The 15,913-nt window shown below is 57.0% G+C and carries 16 protein-coding genes and 1 riboswitch; of the genes, 3 read left to right on the plus strand and 13 right to left on the minus strand.

The features are described from left to right. The first annotated feature begins 9 nt into the window (after positions 1–9). Together BY454_RS10375 and BY454_RS10380 are read left to right on the plus strand one after the other, a co-directional pair. Positions 10–1,857 carry a diguanylate cyclase domain-containing protein gene (locus BY454_RS10375; protein ID WP_104425560.1) on the plus strand — a complete coding sequence of 616 codons (1,848 nt, stop codon included), beginning with the start codon at positions 10–12 and terminating at the stop codon, positions 1,855–1,857. Further along, a complete protein-coding gene (locus BY454_RS10380; protein WP_104425561.1) occupies positions 1,824–2,630 on the plus strand; it encodes a putative bifunctional diguanylate cyclase/phosphodiesterase in 807 nt (268 codons plus the stop codon). The genes BY454_RS10375 and BY454_RS10380 overlap by 34 nt, the downstream gene beginning before the upstream one ends. Before the next feature lie 24 nt (positions 2,631–2,654). Here the strand turns inward: BY454_RS10380 and BY454_RS10385 are convergent, their stop codons facing one another. From BY454_RS10385 to BY454_RS10400, 4 genes are read right to left on the minus strand one after another with little or no spacing between them, the layout of a single operon-like run. Next, positions 2,655–3,125, minus strand: a complete 471-nt coding sequence (locus tag BY454_RS10385; RefSeq protein WP_104416376.1) for a cytochrome c — start codon at positions 3,123–3,125, stop codon at positions 2,655–2,657. A 25-nt stretch (positions 3,126–3,150) separates the two neighbouring features. Further along, positions 3,151–6,273: an efflux RND transporter permease subunit gene (locus tag BY454_RS10390; protein ID WP_104416375.1), complete on the minus strand. Its 3,123-nt coding sequence runs from the start codon at positions 6,271–6,273 to the stop codon at positions 3,151–3,153. Continuing rightward, positions 6,270–7,631: an efflux RND transporter periplasmic adaptor subunit gene (locus tag BY454_RS10395; protein ID WP_104416374.1), complete on the minus strand. Its 1,362-nt coding sequence runs from the start codon at positions 7,629–7,631 to the stop codon at positions 6,270–6,272. The genes BY454_RS10390 and BY454_RS10395 overlap by 4 nt, the downstream gene beginning before the upstream one ends. After that, entirely contained in the window at positions 7,615–8,244 is a 630-nt protein-coding gene (locus BY454_RS10400; protein ID WP_104416373.1) for a TetR/AcrR family transcriptional regulator, read from the minus strand. The genes BY454_RS10395 and BY454_RS10400 overlap by 17 nt, the downstream gene beginning before the upstream one ends. A gap of 638 nt (positions 8,245–8,882) precedes the next feature. Between BY454_RS10400 and moeA the strand changes: the two genes are divergently transcribed. Beyond that, on the plus strand, positions 8,883–10,103 hold the full coding sequence (moeA, locus tag BY454_RS10410; protein WP_104416371.1) for a molybdopterin molybdotransferase MoeA: 1,221 nt from the start codon (positions 8,883–8,885) through the stop codon (positions 10,101–10,103). Between the two features lie 17 nt (positions 10,104–10,120). Here moeA and modC read toward each other — a convergent pair whose 3' ends face one another. From modC to mog, 9 genes are all read right to left on the minus strand, one after another. Beyond that, the gene (gene modC, locus BY454_RS10415) at positions 10,121–11,170 is read right to left on the minus strand and encodes a molybdenum ABC transporter ATP-binding protein (RefSeq protein ID WP_104416370.1); all 1,050 of its coding nucleotides are present in this window, start codon (positions 11,168–11,170) and stop codon (positions 10,121–10,123) included. Next, positions 11,167–11,856 (minus strand): molybdate ABC transporter permease subunit, encoded by a 690-nt coding sequence (modB, locus tag BY454_RS10420; protein ID WP_104416369.1) that lies wholly within the window; start codon positions 11,854–11,856, stop codon positions 11,167–11,169. Before modB ends, modC begins: the two co-directional genes overlap by 4 nt. Positions 11,857–11,861: 5 nt before the next feature. Continuing rightward, a complete protein-coding gene (modA, locus tag BY454_RS10425) occupies positions 11,862–12,605 on the minus strand; it encodes a molybdate ABC transporter substrate-binding protein (RefSeq protein WP_104416368.1) in 744 nt (247 codons plus the stop codon). Next, positions 12,605–13,069 (minus strand): molybdopterin synthase catalytic subunit MoaE, encoded by a 465-nt coding sequence (gene moaE / locus BY454_RS10430; RefSeq protein ID WP_374953550.1) that lies wholly within the window; start codon positions 13,067–13,069, stop codon positions 12,605–12,607. Before moaE ends, modA begins: the two co-directional genes overlap by 1 nt. Before the next feature lie 7 nt (positions 13,070–13,076). Continuing rightward, positions 13,077–13,322 carry a MoaD/ThiS family protein gene (locus BY454_RS17190; protein WP_104416366.1) on the minus strand — a complete coding sequence of 82 codons (246 nt, stop codon included), beginning with the start codon at positions 13,320–13,322 and terminating at the stop codon, positions 13,077–13,079. Beyond that, the gene (gene moaC / locus BY454_RS10440) at positions 13,315–13,806 is read right to left on the minus strand and encodes a cyclic pyranopterin monophosphate synthase MoaC (RefSeq protein WP_104416365.1); all 492 of its coding nucleotides are present in this window, start codon (positions 13,804–13,806) and stop codon (positions 13,315–13,317) included. The genes BY454_RS17190 and moaC overlap by 8 nt, the downstream gene beginning before the upstream one ends. Further along, on the minus strand, positions 13,794–14,345 hold the full coding sequence (gene moaB / locus BY454_RS10445; RefSeq protein ID WP_104416364.1) for a molybdenum cofactor biosynthesis protein B: 552 nt from the start codon (positions 14,343–14,345) through the stop codon (positions 13,794–13,796). The genes moaC and moaB overlap by 13 nt, the downstream gene beginning before the upstream one ends. Then, a complete protein-coding gene (locus BY454_RS10450; protein ID WP_104416363.1) occupies positions 14,338–14,892 on the minus strand; it encodes a molybdenum cofactor guanylyltransferase in 555 nt (184 codons plus the stop codon). Before BY454_RS10450 ends, moaB begins: the two co-directional genes overlap by 8 nt. Before the next feature lie 94 nt (positions 14,893–14,986). Then, a riboswitch (molybdenum cofactor riboswitch) is annotated at positions 14,987–15,122 on the minus strand. A gap of 79 nt (positions 15,123–15,201) precedes the next feature. Further along, positions 15,202–15,735, minus strand: coding sequence for a molybdopterin adenylyltransferase (gene mog, locus BY454_RS10455; RefSeq protein WP_104416362.1), 534 nt, complete (start codon positions 15,733–15,735; stop codon positions 15,202–15,204). Positions 15,736–15,913: the final 178 nt, after the last annotated feature.

Consider the following 15,913-nt stretch of genomic DNA (forward strand, 5'->3'; position numbering starts at 1 on the left):
GGAGAATCGATGAGTAAGGACGTGCCGTGCATGCAACGTTGGTACGCACATTTTCCCGGCGTGATCCGGGTGTGGTTGTGCATTTATGTGACGGTAACGTCGTTCCAGTATCTGATTTCGGGTGAGCACTTCAGTCTGTTGACGTTTTTTTTCAATGGAGGGCTGTTACTGGTTGCCCTGCTGGATATAGCGCGGCGCCTGGAATCTACTCGATTGCTGGTTATCTTCACCATCCTGGTTTTCGGTTCTGACTGGTTGCTAAAGACGGTGCTGGCCGGGCAACCGATCATCGCCTCCCTGACGATGACATCGACTCTTATTCTACAAGGATGGCTTGGATACCTCTTCCTGTGTTTTGCCGGCTTGAATCGTGATCTGCCAGACACACAGAAGAAAGTGATCTGGTTTTCCTGGGCTGCCGCACTGTTTCCGGCCTTGATTTCTTCATTCCTTGTGGTCTTGCTGTCTCTTTATCTGAACGGCCCGGCAGACTGGAAAACCTTCGGAAATGATTTTCTCTGGTGGTCCGTCTCACGTTTTACCTCCATTGCACTAGTCGCCCCGGCCATACTGTTTCTTATCGAGCAATACGAATCAGATAGCGGCTTCAGTGATGAATTTTTTGATGGTCACTTCCCTTTATTTGCTTTTGGTGCTGTTATTGCCGCGCTGGTGTTCTTCTCTGTGGCCAACCCGCCAGGGCCAGAGTTACCCAGTTACAGTTACTTTTTGCTGCCGGTTCTCTTGGTAGCGTCTGTGCGCTACCCGCTTTACCAGAGCCTTTTTGTGTTGTTGCTTGTTGGGCTCGCGAGCTATACGGCTGATGCGATTGCCTCTTCCAGTCCGGATGAACTGCGGGAAAGCGGGCTCGCGTTAGCGGTCTTTCTTTGTATAAGTAGTGCTGTTGTATGGCACATGGGTGTGCTGGACAGAGAGCGAAGCCATTCCCTGGCGTATTTGAAGCAAGTGGCTGAAGTGTTTCAGCACAGCCAGGAGTCGATCATCATCGCGGACTCAAAAGGCACGATTCTGAACGTTAACCCGGCGTTTACCCGCATTACAGGCTACGCCCGCGGTGAGGCCGTGGGTAACAACCCTCGAATCCTGAATTCCGGCAAGCAGAACCGGCATTTCTACGAAGATCTGTTCAAGCAACTACGAGCCAAAGGCTTTTGGTCTGGCCAATTCTGGAACAAGCGGAAAAACGGCGAATATTACCTGCAGCGAGGGACAATCTCCGCCGTGTTTGCGGACAACGGTAAGCCAGAACACTACATATCCATTATGGAAGACGCTTCGATTTACAACGAAGCTGAAGAAAGGATCCAGACTCTGGCCAACTATGACCCGCTGACCGGACTGCCCAACAGAGTATTGCTGAAGGAGCGTTTTTCTGAAGCTTTTGTCCATGCCCGGGAGACGAGGGGCGTCTGGTCACTTCTGTTTATTGATCTGGATGATTTTAAACAGGTAAATGATGCGCTGGGCCATTACTATGGCGATGAATTGCTCAAAGCCGTATGTGAAAGACTGAAGCTCCACGTGAGAAAAGCAGACACTCTGTGTCGATTTGGTGGGGATGAATTCATTCTTCTGATGCAGGGCGGCGCGAAAGAAGCTGGCCAGCTGGCTCGGCAGCTGATAGATGCAATAAAACCGGTGTTTGATATTGAGGGTGCTCAGCTGCATGTGGGGGCGAGTGTGGGTGTCGCGGTGCTTTTTCTGGATGGAGATACGTTAGGTGAGCTGATACAGGCGGCCGACACAGCCATGTATCACGCAAAAAATGAGGGGCGTGGCCGGGTCAGTTTTTTGCTAAATCCATGCAAGATAAGGTGCAGTTCCGGGTTGCTCTGAAACCAGCATTGCAAAAAGCCATTACTGAAGATGAACTGTTCCTGTTGTACCAACCGAAAGTTGAGCGTTCTGCGGATGGTCGCTTTCGGGCGGTTGGATACGAAGCCTTGGTCCGGTGGAATAATCCGGAGACCGGAATGGTGTCTCCTGGCGAGTTCATTCCGGCAGCGGAAGACAGCGGGCAAATTGTTGAGGTTGATCGTTGGGTAATGAAGGCAGCTGTCGCCCAGTTGGCCCAATGGTTAAAAGAGCCACAGACACAGGTTTTACCCGTTGCGATCAACGTTTCAGCGGCGCTTTTCTCCCGGTCGGAATTTGTTGACGATCTGCGAGCTATTGTTGAGTCCTCCGGGGTGCCTTCCAGCCTGATAGAATTGGAGATAACCGAGCATGCCGCAATCGTTGATATGGAAAATACCCTGAAGACGCTCCGAGAACTGAGAGCTATGGGGTTTCGGCTGGCTATTGATGATTTTGGTACCGGGTATTCAAGCCTGGCCTATCTGAGAGAATTCCCGATCGATCATTTGAAAATTGACCTGAGCTTCGTGCGAGACGTCCATATCGACCCCCAAAAACAGGGCCTTGTAAAGGCGATTATTGCAATGGCGCATTCGCTGGGTTTGAAAACAATCGCAGAGGGAGTGGAAGGCAGAGAAGAGCTTGAACTTCTCCTTACCAACGACTGTGATGCCTTTCAGGGCTACTACTTCAGCAAGCCGATTCCCGCCTCTGAGTGTGGCAGGATAAAACTGCCCTCTGTGACCGCCTGATGAAGGTATCAGGCGGTCTCGCGGTCACTTCCCGAGGGTGTTGACGCCGGGAAAACGATCAGAAACATACTGACTATGGCACTGGATGCAGTTGCCGGTCATTTTATCAAAGATTTCTCGTTGCTCGGCGGTATTTTGATTTTTACCGGCTTCCGCCAGAGAAGCAGCAAGCTTGTGAAATTCCTTATCCAGCTTGATAAACCCCTTCGGAACGGCTGACATCAGGTCTTTTCTATCCTGGTCGGTCAGCTTTTGTTGCAGGATGAAGCTGTCATGGATTTTTTGGGCGTTTGTTGCCACAGCTTCGTGCTGCCCCATGACCATCCCGGAATGAATGGTACCCATGGCGGTTTGTACCGAGCGCATTTCTTCCTGCAGCAGCCTGCTCAGCTTGTCCGTCAGTTTTGGAGTGACAGGTTCGGCCGCCAGCGAGCTGGTAGATACCGCTAGCCCGAGTAAAAACGTAGCCATGTATTTGCCTGTTGTAGAAGCCATAAAATGATTCCTTTTGCTTGTATGTTTACCTGACCATAGCAGTATCGCCAGGCTTTTTCAGGGCCGGGTTTTTTGTCCAGCCCAGATCTTCGAGAATGGCGTAGAGTGCCGGTAGTGCCAGCAGTATCAGTACTATAGAGACCAGCAAGCCGAACACCACAGAAATCACCAGTGGAATCACCGCCATGGCCTGGGTGCTGGTTTCGGCCAATAGAGGCAGCAGGCCTGCGACCGTTGTGCTGGTGGTAATCAGGATCGCCCGGAAGCGGGCCCGGCTGGCGGCACCGGCAGCTTCCCGGGCGCTCATGCCCTGTTGCCGGTAGCTCTTGATGAACTGCACCAGCAGGATGGCATTGTTCACCACAATGCCGGCCAGTGAGGCGGCACCGATCAGTGAAGGCATCGACAGGTTGTAGCCCATGATCAGGTGGCCCCACACCGCACCCATAAGCGCCACCGGGATCGTCAGCATTACGATAATCGGCTCCAGGTAACTGCGGAACTGGAACGACAGGATCAGGAAGATTCCCAGCAGGCCGATCAGCAGCCCCCGGGCAATGGACTGGCCGGTTTCCCGGGAACGGGCGGTCTGGCCTTCCACTTGCAGGCTGATTTCAGGCCATTGTTCCTGAAGTTTTGGAAACACCTGGCTCTGCAAATCCGTCACGATGGCATCGGCGTTGGTTGTCTGGCCGTTTACATCGGCAGACACGGTAACCGTGCGCAGGCCGTCAACCCGCGTAACCTGCGCCCATTGGCGTTCCTCGGTAATATCCGCAACCTCCCGCAGCGGCACCATCCTGCCTTTGCCAGTGGTGATCACGGTATCTTCCAGAAACTGTCGAGTGTTGCGCTCGGCACTGGTCTGGCGCACCAGAATTTCGATGTGCTGGTCACCAATCTGCACCGTATCGACAATATCCCCGAGCAGTCCGGATCGGATCTGGCTGGCCACTTCGGATGCCGTCAAACCGAGGGACAGGGCGCGGTCGTTCAGGCTTAGGGTGCGCTGTGGCTTGCCCGGACGAAGATCATCCAGCACGTTGAAAGTGCCGTTATAACTGGCAACTTCATCACCCAGATACCGGGCCGCAGCTTTCAACTCATCCAGGTTGCTACCCTGCAGGCGCACTTCAATGGGAATACCGGCGGGCCCGAATCCGGGCTCCTGTATATTGAGGGCAATCACCCCCGGAATCTCACCGATTTCCTGATACCAGCGATCGGTGAGGGTGGCGAGATCCACCGTACGCAGCTCCGCCGTCAGCAAATCAGCCATCACGGTGGCCACATGGGCGCCTTTTTCGCCCGCTCCAGCGTGCTGGTTGAACCTGGTCTGGATGTTTTGCACCAAGGGTTGCTGGTCGGGCTGGTCTGGTGTGTATTTGTCATTAAGCTGCAGCATGGCGGAAGTGATGTGTTGGGTAATGGCCTGGGTCTGGTGCAGTGGCGTCCCCTGTGGCATCAGTACCCGGGCTTCAAGCACGTCGCCTTCGATTTCCGGCATGGCCTCCATGCGTACATGGCCGCCGGCCATCAGCCCCACCGAACCCAGCAGTATCAGCAGCATGGCGGCCAGCACGCCATATCGGAAACGGATGGCACCGTCTGCCAGACGCCCGACTTGCTCCCGGGCTTTTTCAAAGCCGTTGTCGAAGGCAGTGCGAAAGTGGGAAGGGGCTTTCTCGCGCTTTTCGTCCAGTCCGATTTTAAGGTGATGGGGCAGTATCCAGAAGGCCTCAATCAGCGAGGCGGCCAGTGCGGCAATCAGCACAACCGGCAGCACCTCCAGCACCGCCCCCAGCTCCCCGGCCAGAAACGCCAGCGGGATAAACACGGAAACGGTGGTCAGGAAGGACGACAGCACGCCCGGCAGGATCTCCTGCGCGCCCTTGGTGGCAGCTTCCAGCGGCGAGTTGCCGTGGGCCTGCCACCGGGCAATGTTATCGGTGATCACCACGGAGTCGTCCATCACAATGCCGATTGCCATCAACAGGGCTACCAGGGTAATCATGTTCAGAGACAGACCGGTGATGGCCATCACTACAAAGGCACCGGCAAAGGCGGCCGGCAGGCCGAACAGCGCCCAGAAGGCAAGGCGGGGGCGGAAGAACAGGGCCATCACCAAACCTACCAGCAGCAAACCGGTAATACCGTTGCCGACCAGCATCTTTAGGCGATCTTCGACGATGGAGGTCATGTTCTGGGTGATTTCCAGCTCTACATTGCCGCCACGGCGGGCTTTTTCCTCGTTGATAAAGGCTTCCAGGGAATCCATCACCCGCAGGGCATCGTCGTGTCGGTTTTTGTGGATCTCCAGAACGATGGCGCGCTGGCCGTTGAAGTCCACCCGTTCCTCCTCCCGTTCGTGGGCCTCGGTGATGGTGGCAATATCGCCCAGCGTCAGTACAGCACCGGCTTCGCCGCCGATAACGGGCAGCTCGGCCAGAGCCTGCAGGGAACGGCGTTCATCCACAAACCGCAGCTGGATGTCCTGGCTGTCGGTTTCAATGGTGCCCAGGGGCATGTCCAGGTTCTGGCTGTTGATGGCCTTGGCGATGTCGCGCACGACCAGGCCATACTGGCGCAGCAGATCTCGGGACACTTCGATGTGCCACTGACGCTGGGACAGGCCCACTGGAATCACATCAGCCACTCCGTCCATGGCGAACAGACGGTCTTCCAGCTGGCTGGTGTAGGCCTCCAGGTGAGAGAAGCTCATGGGCCCATAGACTGCGATGGCCGCTACCAGACTGGTACGGTACAGCTCGCGAATGATCGGATCTTCGGCTTCTTCCGGCAAGTCGGTCAGGGCTTCGATCTCGGTGCGGATGTCGTCCAGAAAGCGCCCCATGTCGCCTCTGGGCTCCATGCTGGCAATGGTCTGAGCCTGATTGTCCCGTGCCGTGCAGCTGATTTCCTGCATGTAGTCTACCCGTTGCAGGGCTTCACTCAGGCGCTGACAGATGGCTTCTTCCACATCCGCTGCCGTGGCGCCGCGATATTCCATAGTTATGCTGACTTCCGGCGGCAGGTAGTCCGGAAAGGTCTCCCGGGTCAGATTGGGGGCGGCAAAAAGCCCGACCGCCAGAATCAGAATCAGCAGCAGGTTGCCTGCCGTGGGGTGCCCGGCGAACCAGCGGATCATGACTGATCTCCCGGGGCAGGTTGTTGTTCACTGTCTCCGGTGGCTTCCTCGGTTTGCGGAGCCAGCAGAGTGCCGGTGATGGCTGGCACCAGGTCATGCAGAACCAGTCGATCCCCGGGCTTCAGGCCTTCGGCGATCACGGTCAGGTCGCCTTGTTGCCAGTCAACGGCGACCTCCTGGCGCTGCAGGCGATTGTTGTCATCGGCGAGATACACCACGCCCTGGTGTACAGCACTGGCCGGAATCACGATAACCGGCTCAGGCGTCGTCGCGGCAATGCTGGCTTGAACGAACATGTTGCGCACCAGCGGCGGGCGGGTCGGTGGATTGGCGTTGCGATAAGGTTCTTCCACGGAGATTACTGCCTGAACCGTGCGCGTGGCCGGGTCAAGGCTGCTGGTCACGCGGGTAAGCTTGCCGGGCCAGTGGGCATCCGGCACATTGGTGGGCGTTATCCGGATGTGGAGATCGCCAAGGGGTAATTGTTCATGAAAGTCGGTAAAGCTGGAGGATGTGCCTGGCAGGCTGTCGCCCGACAGTTGCGACAACACCCGGCGTAACTCCGATACTTCCAGCTGTATCTTGGCCTCGGCTCGGGTGATATCGTCGGCTATGAACAGGCTCTGGCCCGGGCTGATGTGCTGGCCGGTGTCGATGTCGGCCTGATGCACCCGCATATCCCAGGGCGCATCAAAACGGGTGTCTTCCAGATCTTCCCGGGCACTGGCCAGCGCCGATTCTGTTCTGGCCATGCGAGCTTCCAGTGTCTCCCGCCTGGCCGGAATCAGGTTTTGTTGGTTTCTCAGGCTCTGGACCGCCTGTTCCTGTTGCAGCGTAACCCGCTGTTGCTCGTCGTATCGGGTCTGGGACAGGGCGCCCCGTTCGCTCAGGGTCTTGGCCCGTTCCAGCTCCCGCCTTGCCAGATCCAGCCGGCGTTTTTCCAGCTTCAATAATTCTCTGGTATTGCGCTCTTCTTGCGCCAATTGGCGCAGTTCGGCTTCAATGCCTGCCAAGTCCGCCCTGGCAGAGGCTTCGGCCAGTTCATAGCGGGTGGGGTCGATCTCAAGCAGCCGAGTGCCCTCGGCGATCATGTTGCCGCTCTCCAGCTTCGGGTGTTTCCAGATAACCCGTCCACCCACATTGGCCACGGCATTCCAGCTTTGGGCAGGGAGCACCTGGCCATAACCCCGGGCCTCGGTGCTGAATGGCCTTGGTATGATCTCCATTGTCTGCACGGGTGTCGCCGCTGTTTGCGACTCGGCCCGCTCCGGTGGCTGTTTCAGCTTGACCATGATGACAACAAAGGCAATGCCGGCGATCAGGGCCAGAACAAGCGTCAGTTTATTTTTCCGGCTCATCGGGTATCTCCTGAAGGCTGGCGTTGTAAAGTCTGAAGATCCGGGGTGCGGTTTGCTGGAGGGCATTGATCTCGCCACTGATCATCCCCTGAACTACCAACCCCTGAATGGCTCCGAGATACAACACCGCTGCCGCTTCAGTATCGATGCCGGAAGCGATGTGTCGCTGTTGGATGCCCTGGTTCAGCAGTTCGACCACCTTCTTTCGGTAGCGTGCGAGAGTCTGGCGGATAATGGATTTGGCTGGGCCGTTACCCGGCTTTTGCAACTCTCCGAGCATGAGACGCGGAATGCCCGGGTGCCGGACGATAAAATCCACGTGTGCGAGGAACATAGCTTCCAGTGCCTGGTCTGCCTGCTGATGCTCGTCGGCAGCACTGAAGACTTGCCTGGTGAGCTGTTCTGAGACCCAGCAGGCTACTGACTCCCAAAGTCTGTTCTTGTTGGGGAAGTGTTTGAACAGGGCGCCTTGTGACAGCCCAACTTCGTCCGCAATCCGCGCGGTGGTGAGAGTGGCCGGATCTTGTTCCGCACACAGCTGGACGACCGCCTCGATGGTGGTGGACTGGCGGAGCTCTGTGCTTTGGTAGGTGCGTTTGGCGCTAACAGGCATGGCGTTCCCAAAGAAAGTAATTAATTAATTACTTTTATTCTGGTCAAGCTTTAGCCTGTTTGCAAGAGTTCTCTGTCACCCCCTCTGTCAACATAACGCTGTTGCTTTGCTCATGCCTCGGAGCGCCAGCAACCTGCGGTTAAAACTGATCAAGGTCGGCGTGAGCAGCAAACAAGAAAATTCCTGCGCGCAACGGATTGAGTTGAATCAAAGAAAAACCCATATATGAAATTATACCCACAACGGGGGAGCGATTTTTCCGGTTCGTCCTTTTAGCATAATATAACAAATACTGCTAATGCATGAATGTGCCGGGTGATATATCCATGGGGAGGACTCAAGCCGCTGGGAGCAGGAAGTCAAATTGCCGTTACCCAAGTGTCAGGTGGCTTCACGTCTAGCTACAAAGCAGTTGATTGAGATTTGCAATTAAGCTATCTGCCAATGCAAGGTTTTTACTCAAGTTGCTCAAAAGCTGGAATGGGTGCAACTTTGCCATGGTGGTGCTGATGGTGGCGAGACCTTCCCGCTTACCTAACCTCCTGTCGGAAATTTTCTGAATTCGTTTAGTGCCCGTGTGCATTGTCCGCGCCGGGCGATTAAGTTATCTGGTGATTCGACCATGATGGAGATATTGCATGAATAAACCGGTACTCAAGCCCTTTACAGATGCCCAGGAAAACATGCTGGAGCAGGTTCAGCCCATTGGTCGGATTGAGTCTATTCCTCTGGATCAGGCCCTGGGGCGGGTGCTGGCCGAGGACATGGTCTCCGGCCTGAATGTCCCTGCCCATACCAACTCGGCAATGGATGGCTATGCCGTGAGCAGCGCTGGCCTGAAAGAGGGGCAGTTATTGCCGCTGCAGGGGCAATCGCTGGCGGGCCATCCGTTCGACGGGGAACTGGTGCCGGACAGCTGCATCCGCATCATGACCGGTGCAGTGCTGCCAGCCGGCGCCGATGCCGTAGTTATGCAGGAAAACATGGCCATTGAAGAGCAGGGCGTGCGTCTGCTGAAATGCCCTGGGGCTGGCGAGAACGTGCGTCTGGCCGGTGAAGACATTGCCGAGGGTGCTTGTGTACTGAATGCCGGCAGCCGCCTGAAAAGCGTGGATATCGGCTTGCTGGCTTCGCTGGGCATTGCCGAGGTGCCGGTGTATGAACGGCTTCGGGTCGCAGTGCTTTCTTGCGGTGATGAGCTGGCGCTGCCGGGGCAGCCGCTGGCCGCCGGGCAGATCTACGACAGCAACCGCTATGTGCTCAGAGCAATGCTGAGCCGACTGGGTGTAGAGATTGTTGACCTGGGGCTGTTGCCGGACAAACCCGAGGAGATTGAAGCAGCGTTCCAGCGGGCCATGAAGACGGCCGATCTGCTGCTGACCAGCGCCGGTGTGTCCGTGGGTGATACCGACTACACCCGTCAGGTGTTGAACCGGCTGGGGGAGGTAAACTTCTGGAAAGTGGCTATGAAGCCCGGCAAACCCTTTGCCTTTGGCAAGCTTGGAGACGGTTGGTTCTTTGGCCTGCCGGGCAATCCCGTGGCGGCAGTGGTCACCCTGGACCAGCTGGTGCAGCCAGTGCTGCGCCGGATGGCGGGTGAAGCGCCGGCCGAGCCCGAGACTTTCACTGCCGAGTTGGCTGAGCCGGTGCGCAAGCAGCCGGGGCGGATGGATTTTCAGCGCGGTGTGTTCTGGCAGGAAGCCGGTGTGCTGAAAGTGAAGCCTTCCGGCCCGCAAAGTTCGGGCATGCTGACCTCGGTGTCCCGCGCTAATTGTTTTATATTACTACCCCAGGAAGCGGAGAGTCAGTCGGTTGGTGCGAGAATTCAGATCCGTCCCTTTGATGCGCTGTTAGGCTGAGAAGCCGGGTGGTGGTTTCAGTGGATCGCCACCGCTTTGATCTGGGCAAACACCCGCATACCTTCCTCTAATTGAAGCCGCTGTTGCGAATTTCGGGTAATCAGTGCCTGCAGCGGCTGTCCTTCCACGTTTAGCCGTATCAGTACTTCCGCCTCATGGGGCGCGGGACTGATCGCCTCAATCCGGCTTTCCAGCTGGTTGCTGATGCTACTGTCCTGCAGTCGGTTCAGGCTCAGGCTGACATCCCGGGCCTGCACGCGCAGGCGACATTCGGTTCCGTTCAACGGCAGCGCGGGTACCTTCATGCGCTGCTGGCCCAGGGCCAGTTCCAGCATCGCACCCTCGTTGTGACAGATGCGGCACGCCAGCACTGACAGGGCACCAAAGCGGGCGAACTCCGGGCGGCTCAACTGTGACTGCAATGGCCCGGCACTGACAATCTGTCCCTGCTCCATCAGGATCAGCTGATCGGCAAACTGCACCACTTCGTCCAGATGATGGCTGACAAAGAGGACCGGGATGCGGCTATGGCGGATCATCCTCAGCAGGTAGGGCAGGATTTCGGCTTTACCAGCGTGGTCCAGCGCCGCCAGGGGTTCGTCCAGCAACAACAGCTCGGGGCTGCGCAACAGCGCTCGCCCCAGTGCCACCCGTTGTGCCTGGCCGCCGGATAGCTGGCTGGTTCGCAGCGTGAGCAGCGCCGACAGATCCAGCATCTTGATAACGTCATCCGGGTCCATGTGGCGCCGGGCCGGTGGCGTACGTTTATAGCCGAACAGCAGGTTGTCACGAACGCCAAGATGGGGTAGTAGGCCCGGTTGCTGGAATACCATCGCCAGCCGCCGGTGTTCGGGCGGCAGACTTTTTTTGCCGTTCAGCCAGTGGTGGTCATTAAAGCTGATTTGACCCTGGCAGTCCGGCTCGAGTCCGGCAATGGCCCGTAACAGACTGGTTTTGCCACATCCGGAGCGGCCGAACAGCGCATGCACGCCCCGGGACTGGAGACTCACGTTCGCGTTCAGGGTGAACTGCTCCCGTGGCAGCCTGAAATCCAGGGTCAGGCTCATGGCTTCACCTGATCAAAACGCTTCTGGGCACCATAAACAATAAATAAAACCACAAAGGCCGCCACCAGCATGCCCAGCGACAGGCTGTGGGCGGCGGCATAATTCATTGCTTCGGCATGATCGTAGATCAGCACCGAGAGTACCCGGGTTTCACCGGGAATGCTGCCGCCGAGCATCAGAATAACGCCGAATTCTCCCAGCGTATGAGCGAAGCTGAGTGTCGCAGCCACGATAAAACCGCCACGGCACAGAGGCAGGGTGACATGAACGAAGCGGTCGCGGGCCGAGGCGCCCAGGGTGGCGGCGACTTCCAGTGGCTGTTTGCCCAGGGTGACAAACGCCTGCTGTAGAGGCTGTACGGCAAAGGGCATGGAGTAGAGCACGGAGCCTACAAGAATGCCTTCAAAGCTGAAGGCCAGGTGGGGCAGGCCGAACTGATTCAGGGTTCCGCCGACCGCGCCCTGTGGCCCCAACAGCATCAGCAGGTAAAATCCCAGAACCGTGGGCGGCAGTACCAGGGGGAGAGCGACAATCGCCTGAACCGCAGTGCGCAGGCGGCTGCGCCCCCAGGCCAGCCACCACGCCAGCGGCGTGCCAATGATCAGCAGGATCAGGGTGGTCAGGCTGCACAGTTTCAGGGTCAGCAGTATGGCCTGCCAGTCCGCCGGCGATAGGGTGAAGCTCAAGACGGTTACTCCAGGGTGAAGCCGTATTTGTCCAGAATGCCGTGGGCGGCTTGCGTCTGCAGATAGCGACGAAACCGGTCAGCCAGTGGCTTGTCGACGGCCTTCTGTGTGGTGACATAGCCCTGGATCAGCGGCTGATGGCCCTCTTCGGGAATTAGGTAGTGGCCGTCAGTGGCCAGCTCCGGAAACAGCGCGAGAGACAGCGCAATAATACCGATATCAGCCGCGCCGGATTGCACCATCTGTGCGGTGTGGGCGATATTCTCGCCATAAACGAGCTTGGGTTTAACGGCGTCCCACACGCCAGCTGAGATCAGTGCTTCTTTGGCACGAGCACCGTAGGGTGCATGACTGGGCTGGGCGATGGCGATGCGTTGCAGGTCAAGTTCGGGCAAGTCTTCCAGGGTGAGTTCGGCAGCATCCAGACGGGTGCTCCAGAGCACAATTCGGCCACGGGCATAAGGCACCGGTTCAGAGGTGGTCAACCCGGCTTCAAACAGCTGTTGCGGGTAGCGGATGTCTGCCGAGAAAAACAGATCGTAGGGTGCACCGTGGGTGATCTGGCTGGTCATCTTGCCGGAAGAGCCGTACACCACATCAATGCGGGCGTCTGGTTCCTGCTGGCGGTATTCAGCCACGATGTCGTCCAGGGCGTAGCGCAGGTCCGAGGCGGCGGCGATGGTCAAGCGTTCGCCGGCGAAAACCTGGGTATAACCGAGCAGGCACAGGCCCAGCAGCAAAAATCGCATTAGTGATCGGTCTCGTTGATCGGTCGCCAGCGGGAGGCAGCCTGGTCGTCGCTGCCTCGTGCCTCTACCCAGTGATCGCCATTGACAGTGTGTTCTTTCTTCCAGAAAGGCGCCCGGGTTTTCAGGTAATCCATGACAAACTCGGCGGCCGCAAAGGCATCTCCCCGGTGCGAGGAGCTGACGGCCACCAGCACGATCTGCTCATTCGGGCCGAGGCGACCGACCCGGTGAACAATCTCCAGTTCACCGATTGGCCAGCGGGTGCAGGCGTCCTCGGCAATTTGGTGCAGGGCCTTTTCGGTCATGCCGGGGTAGTGTTCCAGTGTCAGACCTTTCAGGCCGCCTTCGGCCAGATCACGCACCAGACCGGTGAAGGTCACCAGCGCCCCGCAGCGGGGATTGTCACGCAGACGGGCGTGTACCTTGCCAAGGTCAAAATCTTCGGTCTGGAGAGCAATGCGAATCGCCACATCAGCCCCCGGTTACTGGTGGAAAAAGCGCCAGTTCATCTCCGGGACAAACCTGGGCGTTAAAGTTAGCAACTTCCTGATTCACAGCACAGAGCATTCGGCGATTGACGAGGGGCTGCCATTGCTCTGACTGTGCCAGGAGCGTGTCAATCACGGCCTGGACTGTCATTGGTTGATCAATTTCGAACTGTATCCGGTCACAGCCTACCCGTTCGCGCAGTGAGCCAAAAAATATCACATCAAGCATCGGTTGGATCCTCACGTTGCCAGTGTCCTCGCTTGCCGCCTTGTTTTTCCAGCAGGCGGATATCGCTGATCTTCATGGCGGGGTCGACCGCTTTGCACATGTCGTACACCGTGAGTGCCCCAACGGATGCCGCCGTGAGGGCCTCCATCTCCACGCCGGTCTGGCTGGTGACAACGCACAGTGTCTCAACTTCGATTCGGCCATTGTCGGCATAAAGGCGGAAATCAACGGCGACCTTGCTTAAGGGCAGAGGATGGCAAAGAGGAATCAGGTCACTGGTTTTTTTCGCGGCCATGATGCCGGCGATGCGTGCGGTAGCCACCACATCACCTTTCTTGATCAGGGCCTGCTCGATCAGCTCGATCACATCTGGTCGGGTCTGGATCACCGCACCGGCACGGGCTTCTCGTCGGGTGGCGGTTTTGCCGGAAACATCAACCATGGCTGCTGCGCCGCCAGAGTCGAGATGAGTTAGTTCTTGCATAAGTTGGTTTCCCTTTGCGCCTCTACGGGCTTGAGATGGGAGTAAAAGCTGCAGGGCCGGGTGCGACTGTCGAGCTGTGGTTGGATGAGCTCGTGCCAGGCCAGTTCGCAGGCGTTGCCTGAGCCTGGTACGGCGATCACCAGCGTCTGATTGGCCAGTCCGCCAATGGCGCCAGACTGCAGGGCCGACGAACCCAGTTGTTGATACGAGAGCTGACGGAACAGTTCGCCAAATCCAGGCACCTCGCGGTCAAACAGTGGCTGAAGCGCCTCTACGGTGCTGTTGCCTTCTGAAAAACCGGTGCCGCCATTGATCAGCACCACCTGAACCTCATTGCCGGCGATCCACTGGCTGACACAAGCGCGCAGCTGGTACCGATTGTTTGGCAGTAGTTTGCGTTCAACAACCTGATGGCCCGCTTCCGTGGCCAGGTTTTTCAGCAGATCACCACTGGTGTCGTCTTCGTGAGTGCGCCTGTCGGAAACCGTCAGAATCGCCAGTGTCAAAGGATGAAAAATACTTGTGTCGGATTTACCCATGTTGATTCCTGATCTGTAGTTGTTGCCGGCAATGCTGCCAGTCAGTCGGGGTGTTGGCGTTAAAGAGTTCGTTCTGTTTCAGTTCGATGGCGCGGGCATTAGCAAAGTCCAGCACCCGATGCATGGCAGCTTTCTGGTTCGGGTCCATGAGTAGAGACCGCACATAATCAGACACCAGCTTATTGCTGTGCAAAACGCAGGGCAGGGGGCTGTTGTTGCCGAAAACGGGGTGTGACTCAGCGGCGGACACGAGTTTTTGTAACGTCGAGGTACTCAGGAGGGGCGTGTCGACCGCCAGAACCAGAACCCGCAGGTGGCGGCAGTGGGGCAGGCAGGCTTCAAGTCCCGCCAGAGGCCCGCCTCCGGAAAAGTTGTCAGGAATAAAGCCTGGGGCATTCCGACTAACTAGAATGTCGTCACTGTCAGCGGAGCGTGCCAGTGCTTGCATGTGATGGAGCAAAGATAGGGATCCGGTGGTCAACAACGCCTTGTCCTGCCCCATGCGCGATGACAGGCCACCGGCCAAAATAATGGTGCTAAATGTCATGCGTCACTTCCTTCACCCCAGGCTCATGGCCAGGTGCCGGGTTGGGTATGCGCAACACCCAACGCCGCAGATAACCAAACCGACGCGAACAGACGCCTATCAGCATGACACACCTTTCCAAGTTCGGGAGGTCAGGCCGTTTCCAGGCTGACCCGGTGGCTGGAGCCACGGCTAACGGTCCATGTACCCAAAGGGTGTTTAGGCTCAGCAGCTCGGCGTTAATTTCGGTAGATTGGTATAGTTTAAAGACTCATGTCAAGTCAATGAATTCGTATCGACAGGCATGTCCACATGCTATGGGCGAAAAGATCAAGTTTTAGGGCGAAACGGTTTAATAACGGCTTCATCACATTCCAGATAGGGGCCGTTCATAAGATCAATGCAGTAAGGCACTGCGGGAAATACAGCGTCCAGACACTGTCGGATGGCCTTGGGCTTGCCCGGTAAGTTTATGATAAGCGTATCACCCCTCAGACCGGCAGTCTGGCGGGACAGAATTGCTGTTGGCACGTATTTGAGAGATTCCAATCGCATCAGTTCACCGAACCCGGGCATCATTCGATCACAGACTGCTTCTGTTGCCTCTGGGGTTACGTCACGGGTGGCTGGGCCTGTGCCGCCGGTCGTCACAATCAGGCAACACCCCTTTTCATCGGCCAGCTCTTTCAAAGTAGCCTCGATCACCGGTCGCTCATCAGGAATTACCCGGTACTCTGACTGCCACTCGGAAGTTAAATAGGCGTCAAGTGTTTCGATAATCGCAGGGCCTGACAGGTCGTCATAAACCGCCGAGCTGGCCCGGTCACTAATAGTCATGATACCGATTGTGGCTTTGATACTCATGGTTAGTCTGCCTCTGATATTTCGGGTTTTGATGAGTTAAGTCAGCGCAGAATACTCTCTTGATCGGATCGGCGGCAATTCCGTACTTGGAAAAAAGGAGCTTGTACCGACTGTTGCTCTCGTCTGCGTCGCACTATCTCCCTTCCGATTTAAAGTTCTGCACTTGGCGGTTGGCAGG

It is taken from the genome of Marinobacter persicus (assembly GCF_002934325.1).
Classification (GTDB): Bacteria; Pseudomonadota; Gammaproteobacteria; order Pseudomonadales; family Oleiphilaceae; genus Marinobacter; species Marinobacter persicus_A.

Excerpts from the sequence above, each read along its gene's own strand:
- BY454_RS10385 (WP_104416376.1), bottom strand. The coding sequence starts at position 3,125 with ATGGCTTCTACAACAGGCAAATACATGGCTACGTTTTTACTCGGGCTA.
- BY454_RS10450 (WP_104416363.1), bottom strand. The coding sequence starts at position 14,892 with ATGACATTTAGCACCATTATTTTGGCCGGTGGCCTGTCATCGCGCATG.
- moaC (WP_104416365.1), bottom strand. The coding sequence starts at position 13,806 with ATGCAAGAACTAACTCATCTCGACTCTGGCGGCGCAGCAGCCATGGTT.
- BY454_RS10375 (WP_104425560.1), top strand. The coding sequence starts at position 10 with ATGAGTAAGGACGTGCCGTGCATGCAACGTTGGTACGCACATTTTCCC.
- BY454_RS10380 (WP_104425561.1), top strand. The coding sequence starts at position 1,824 with ATGCAAGATAAGGTGCAGTTCCGGGTTGCTCTGAAACCAGCATTGCAA.
- modA (WP_104416368.1), bottom strand. The coding sequence starts at position 12,605 with ATGCGATTTTTGCTGCTGGGCCTGTGCCTGCTCGGTTATACCCAGGTT.
- BY454_RS10400 (WP_104416373.1), bottom strand. The coding sequence starts at position 8,244 with ATGCCTGTTAGCGCCAAACGCACCTACCAAAGCACAGAGCTCCGCCAG.
- modC (WP_104416370.1), bottom strand. The coding sequence starts at position 11,170 with ATGAGCCTGACCCTGGATTTCAGGCTGCCACGGGAGCAGTTCACCCTG.
- mog (WP_104416362.1), bottom strand. The coding sequence starts at position 15,735 with ATGAGTATCAAAGCCACAATCGGTATCATGACTATTAGTGACCGGGCC.
- BY454_RS10395 (WP_104416374.1), bottom strand. The coding sequence starts at position 7,631 with ATGAGCCGGAAAAATAAACTGACGCTTGTTCTGGCCCTGATCGCCGGC.
- BY454_RS10390 (WP_104416375.1), bottom strand. The coding sequence starts at position 6,273 with ATGATCCGCTGGTTCGCCGGGCACCCCACGGCAGGCAACCTGCTGCTG.
- BY454_RS17190 (WP_104416366.1), bottom strand. The coding sequence starts at position 13,322 with ATGCTTGATGTGATATTTTTTGGCTCACTGCGCGAACGGGTAGGCTGT.
- moeA (WP_104416371.1), top strand. The coding sequence starts at position 8,883 with ATGAATAAACCGGTACTCAAGCCCTTTACAGATGCCCAGGAAAACATG.
- moaB (WP_104416364.1), bottom strand. The coding sequence starts at position 14,345 with ATGGGTAAATCCGACACAAGTATTTTTCATCCTTTGACACTGGCGATT.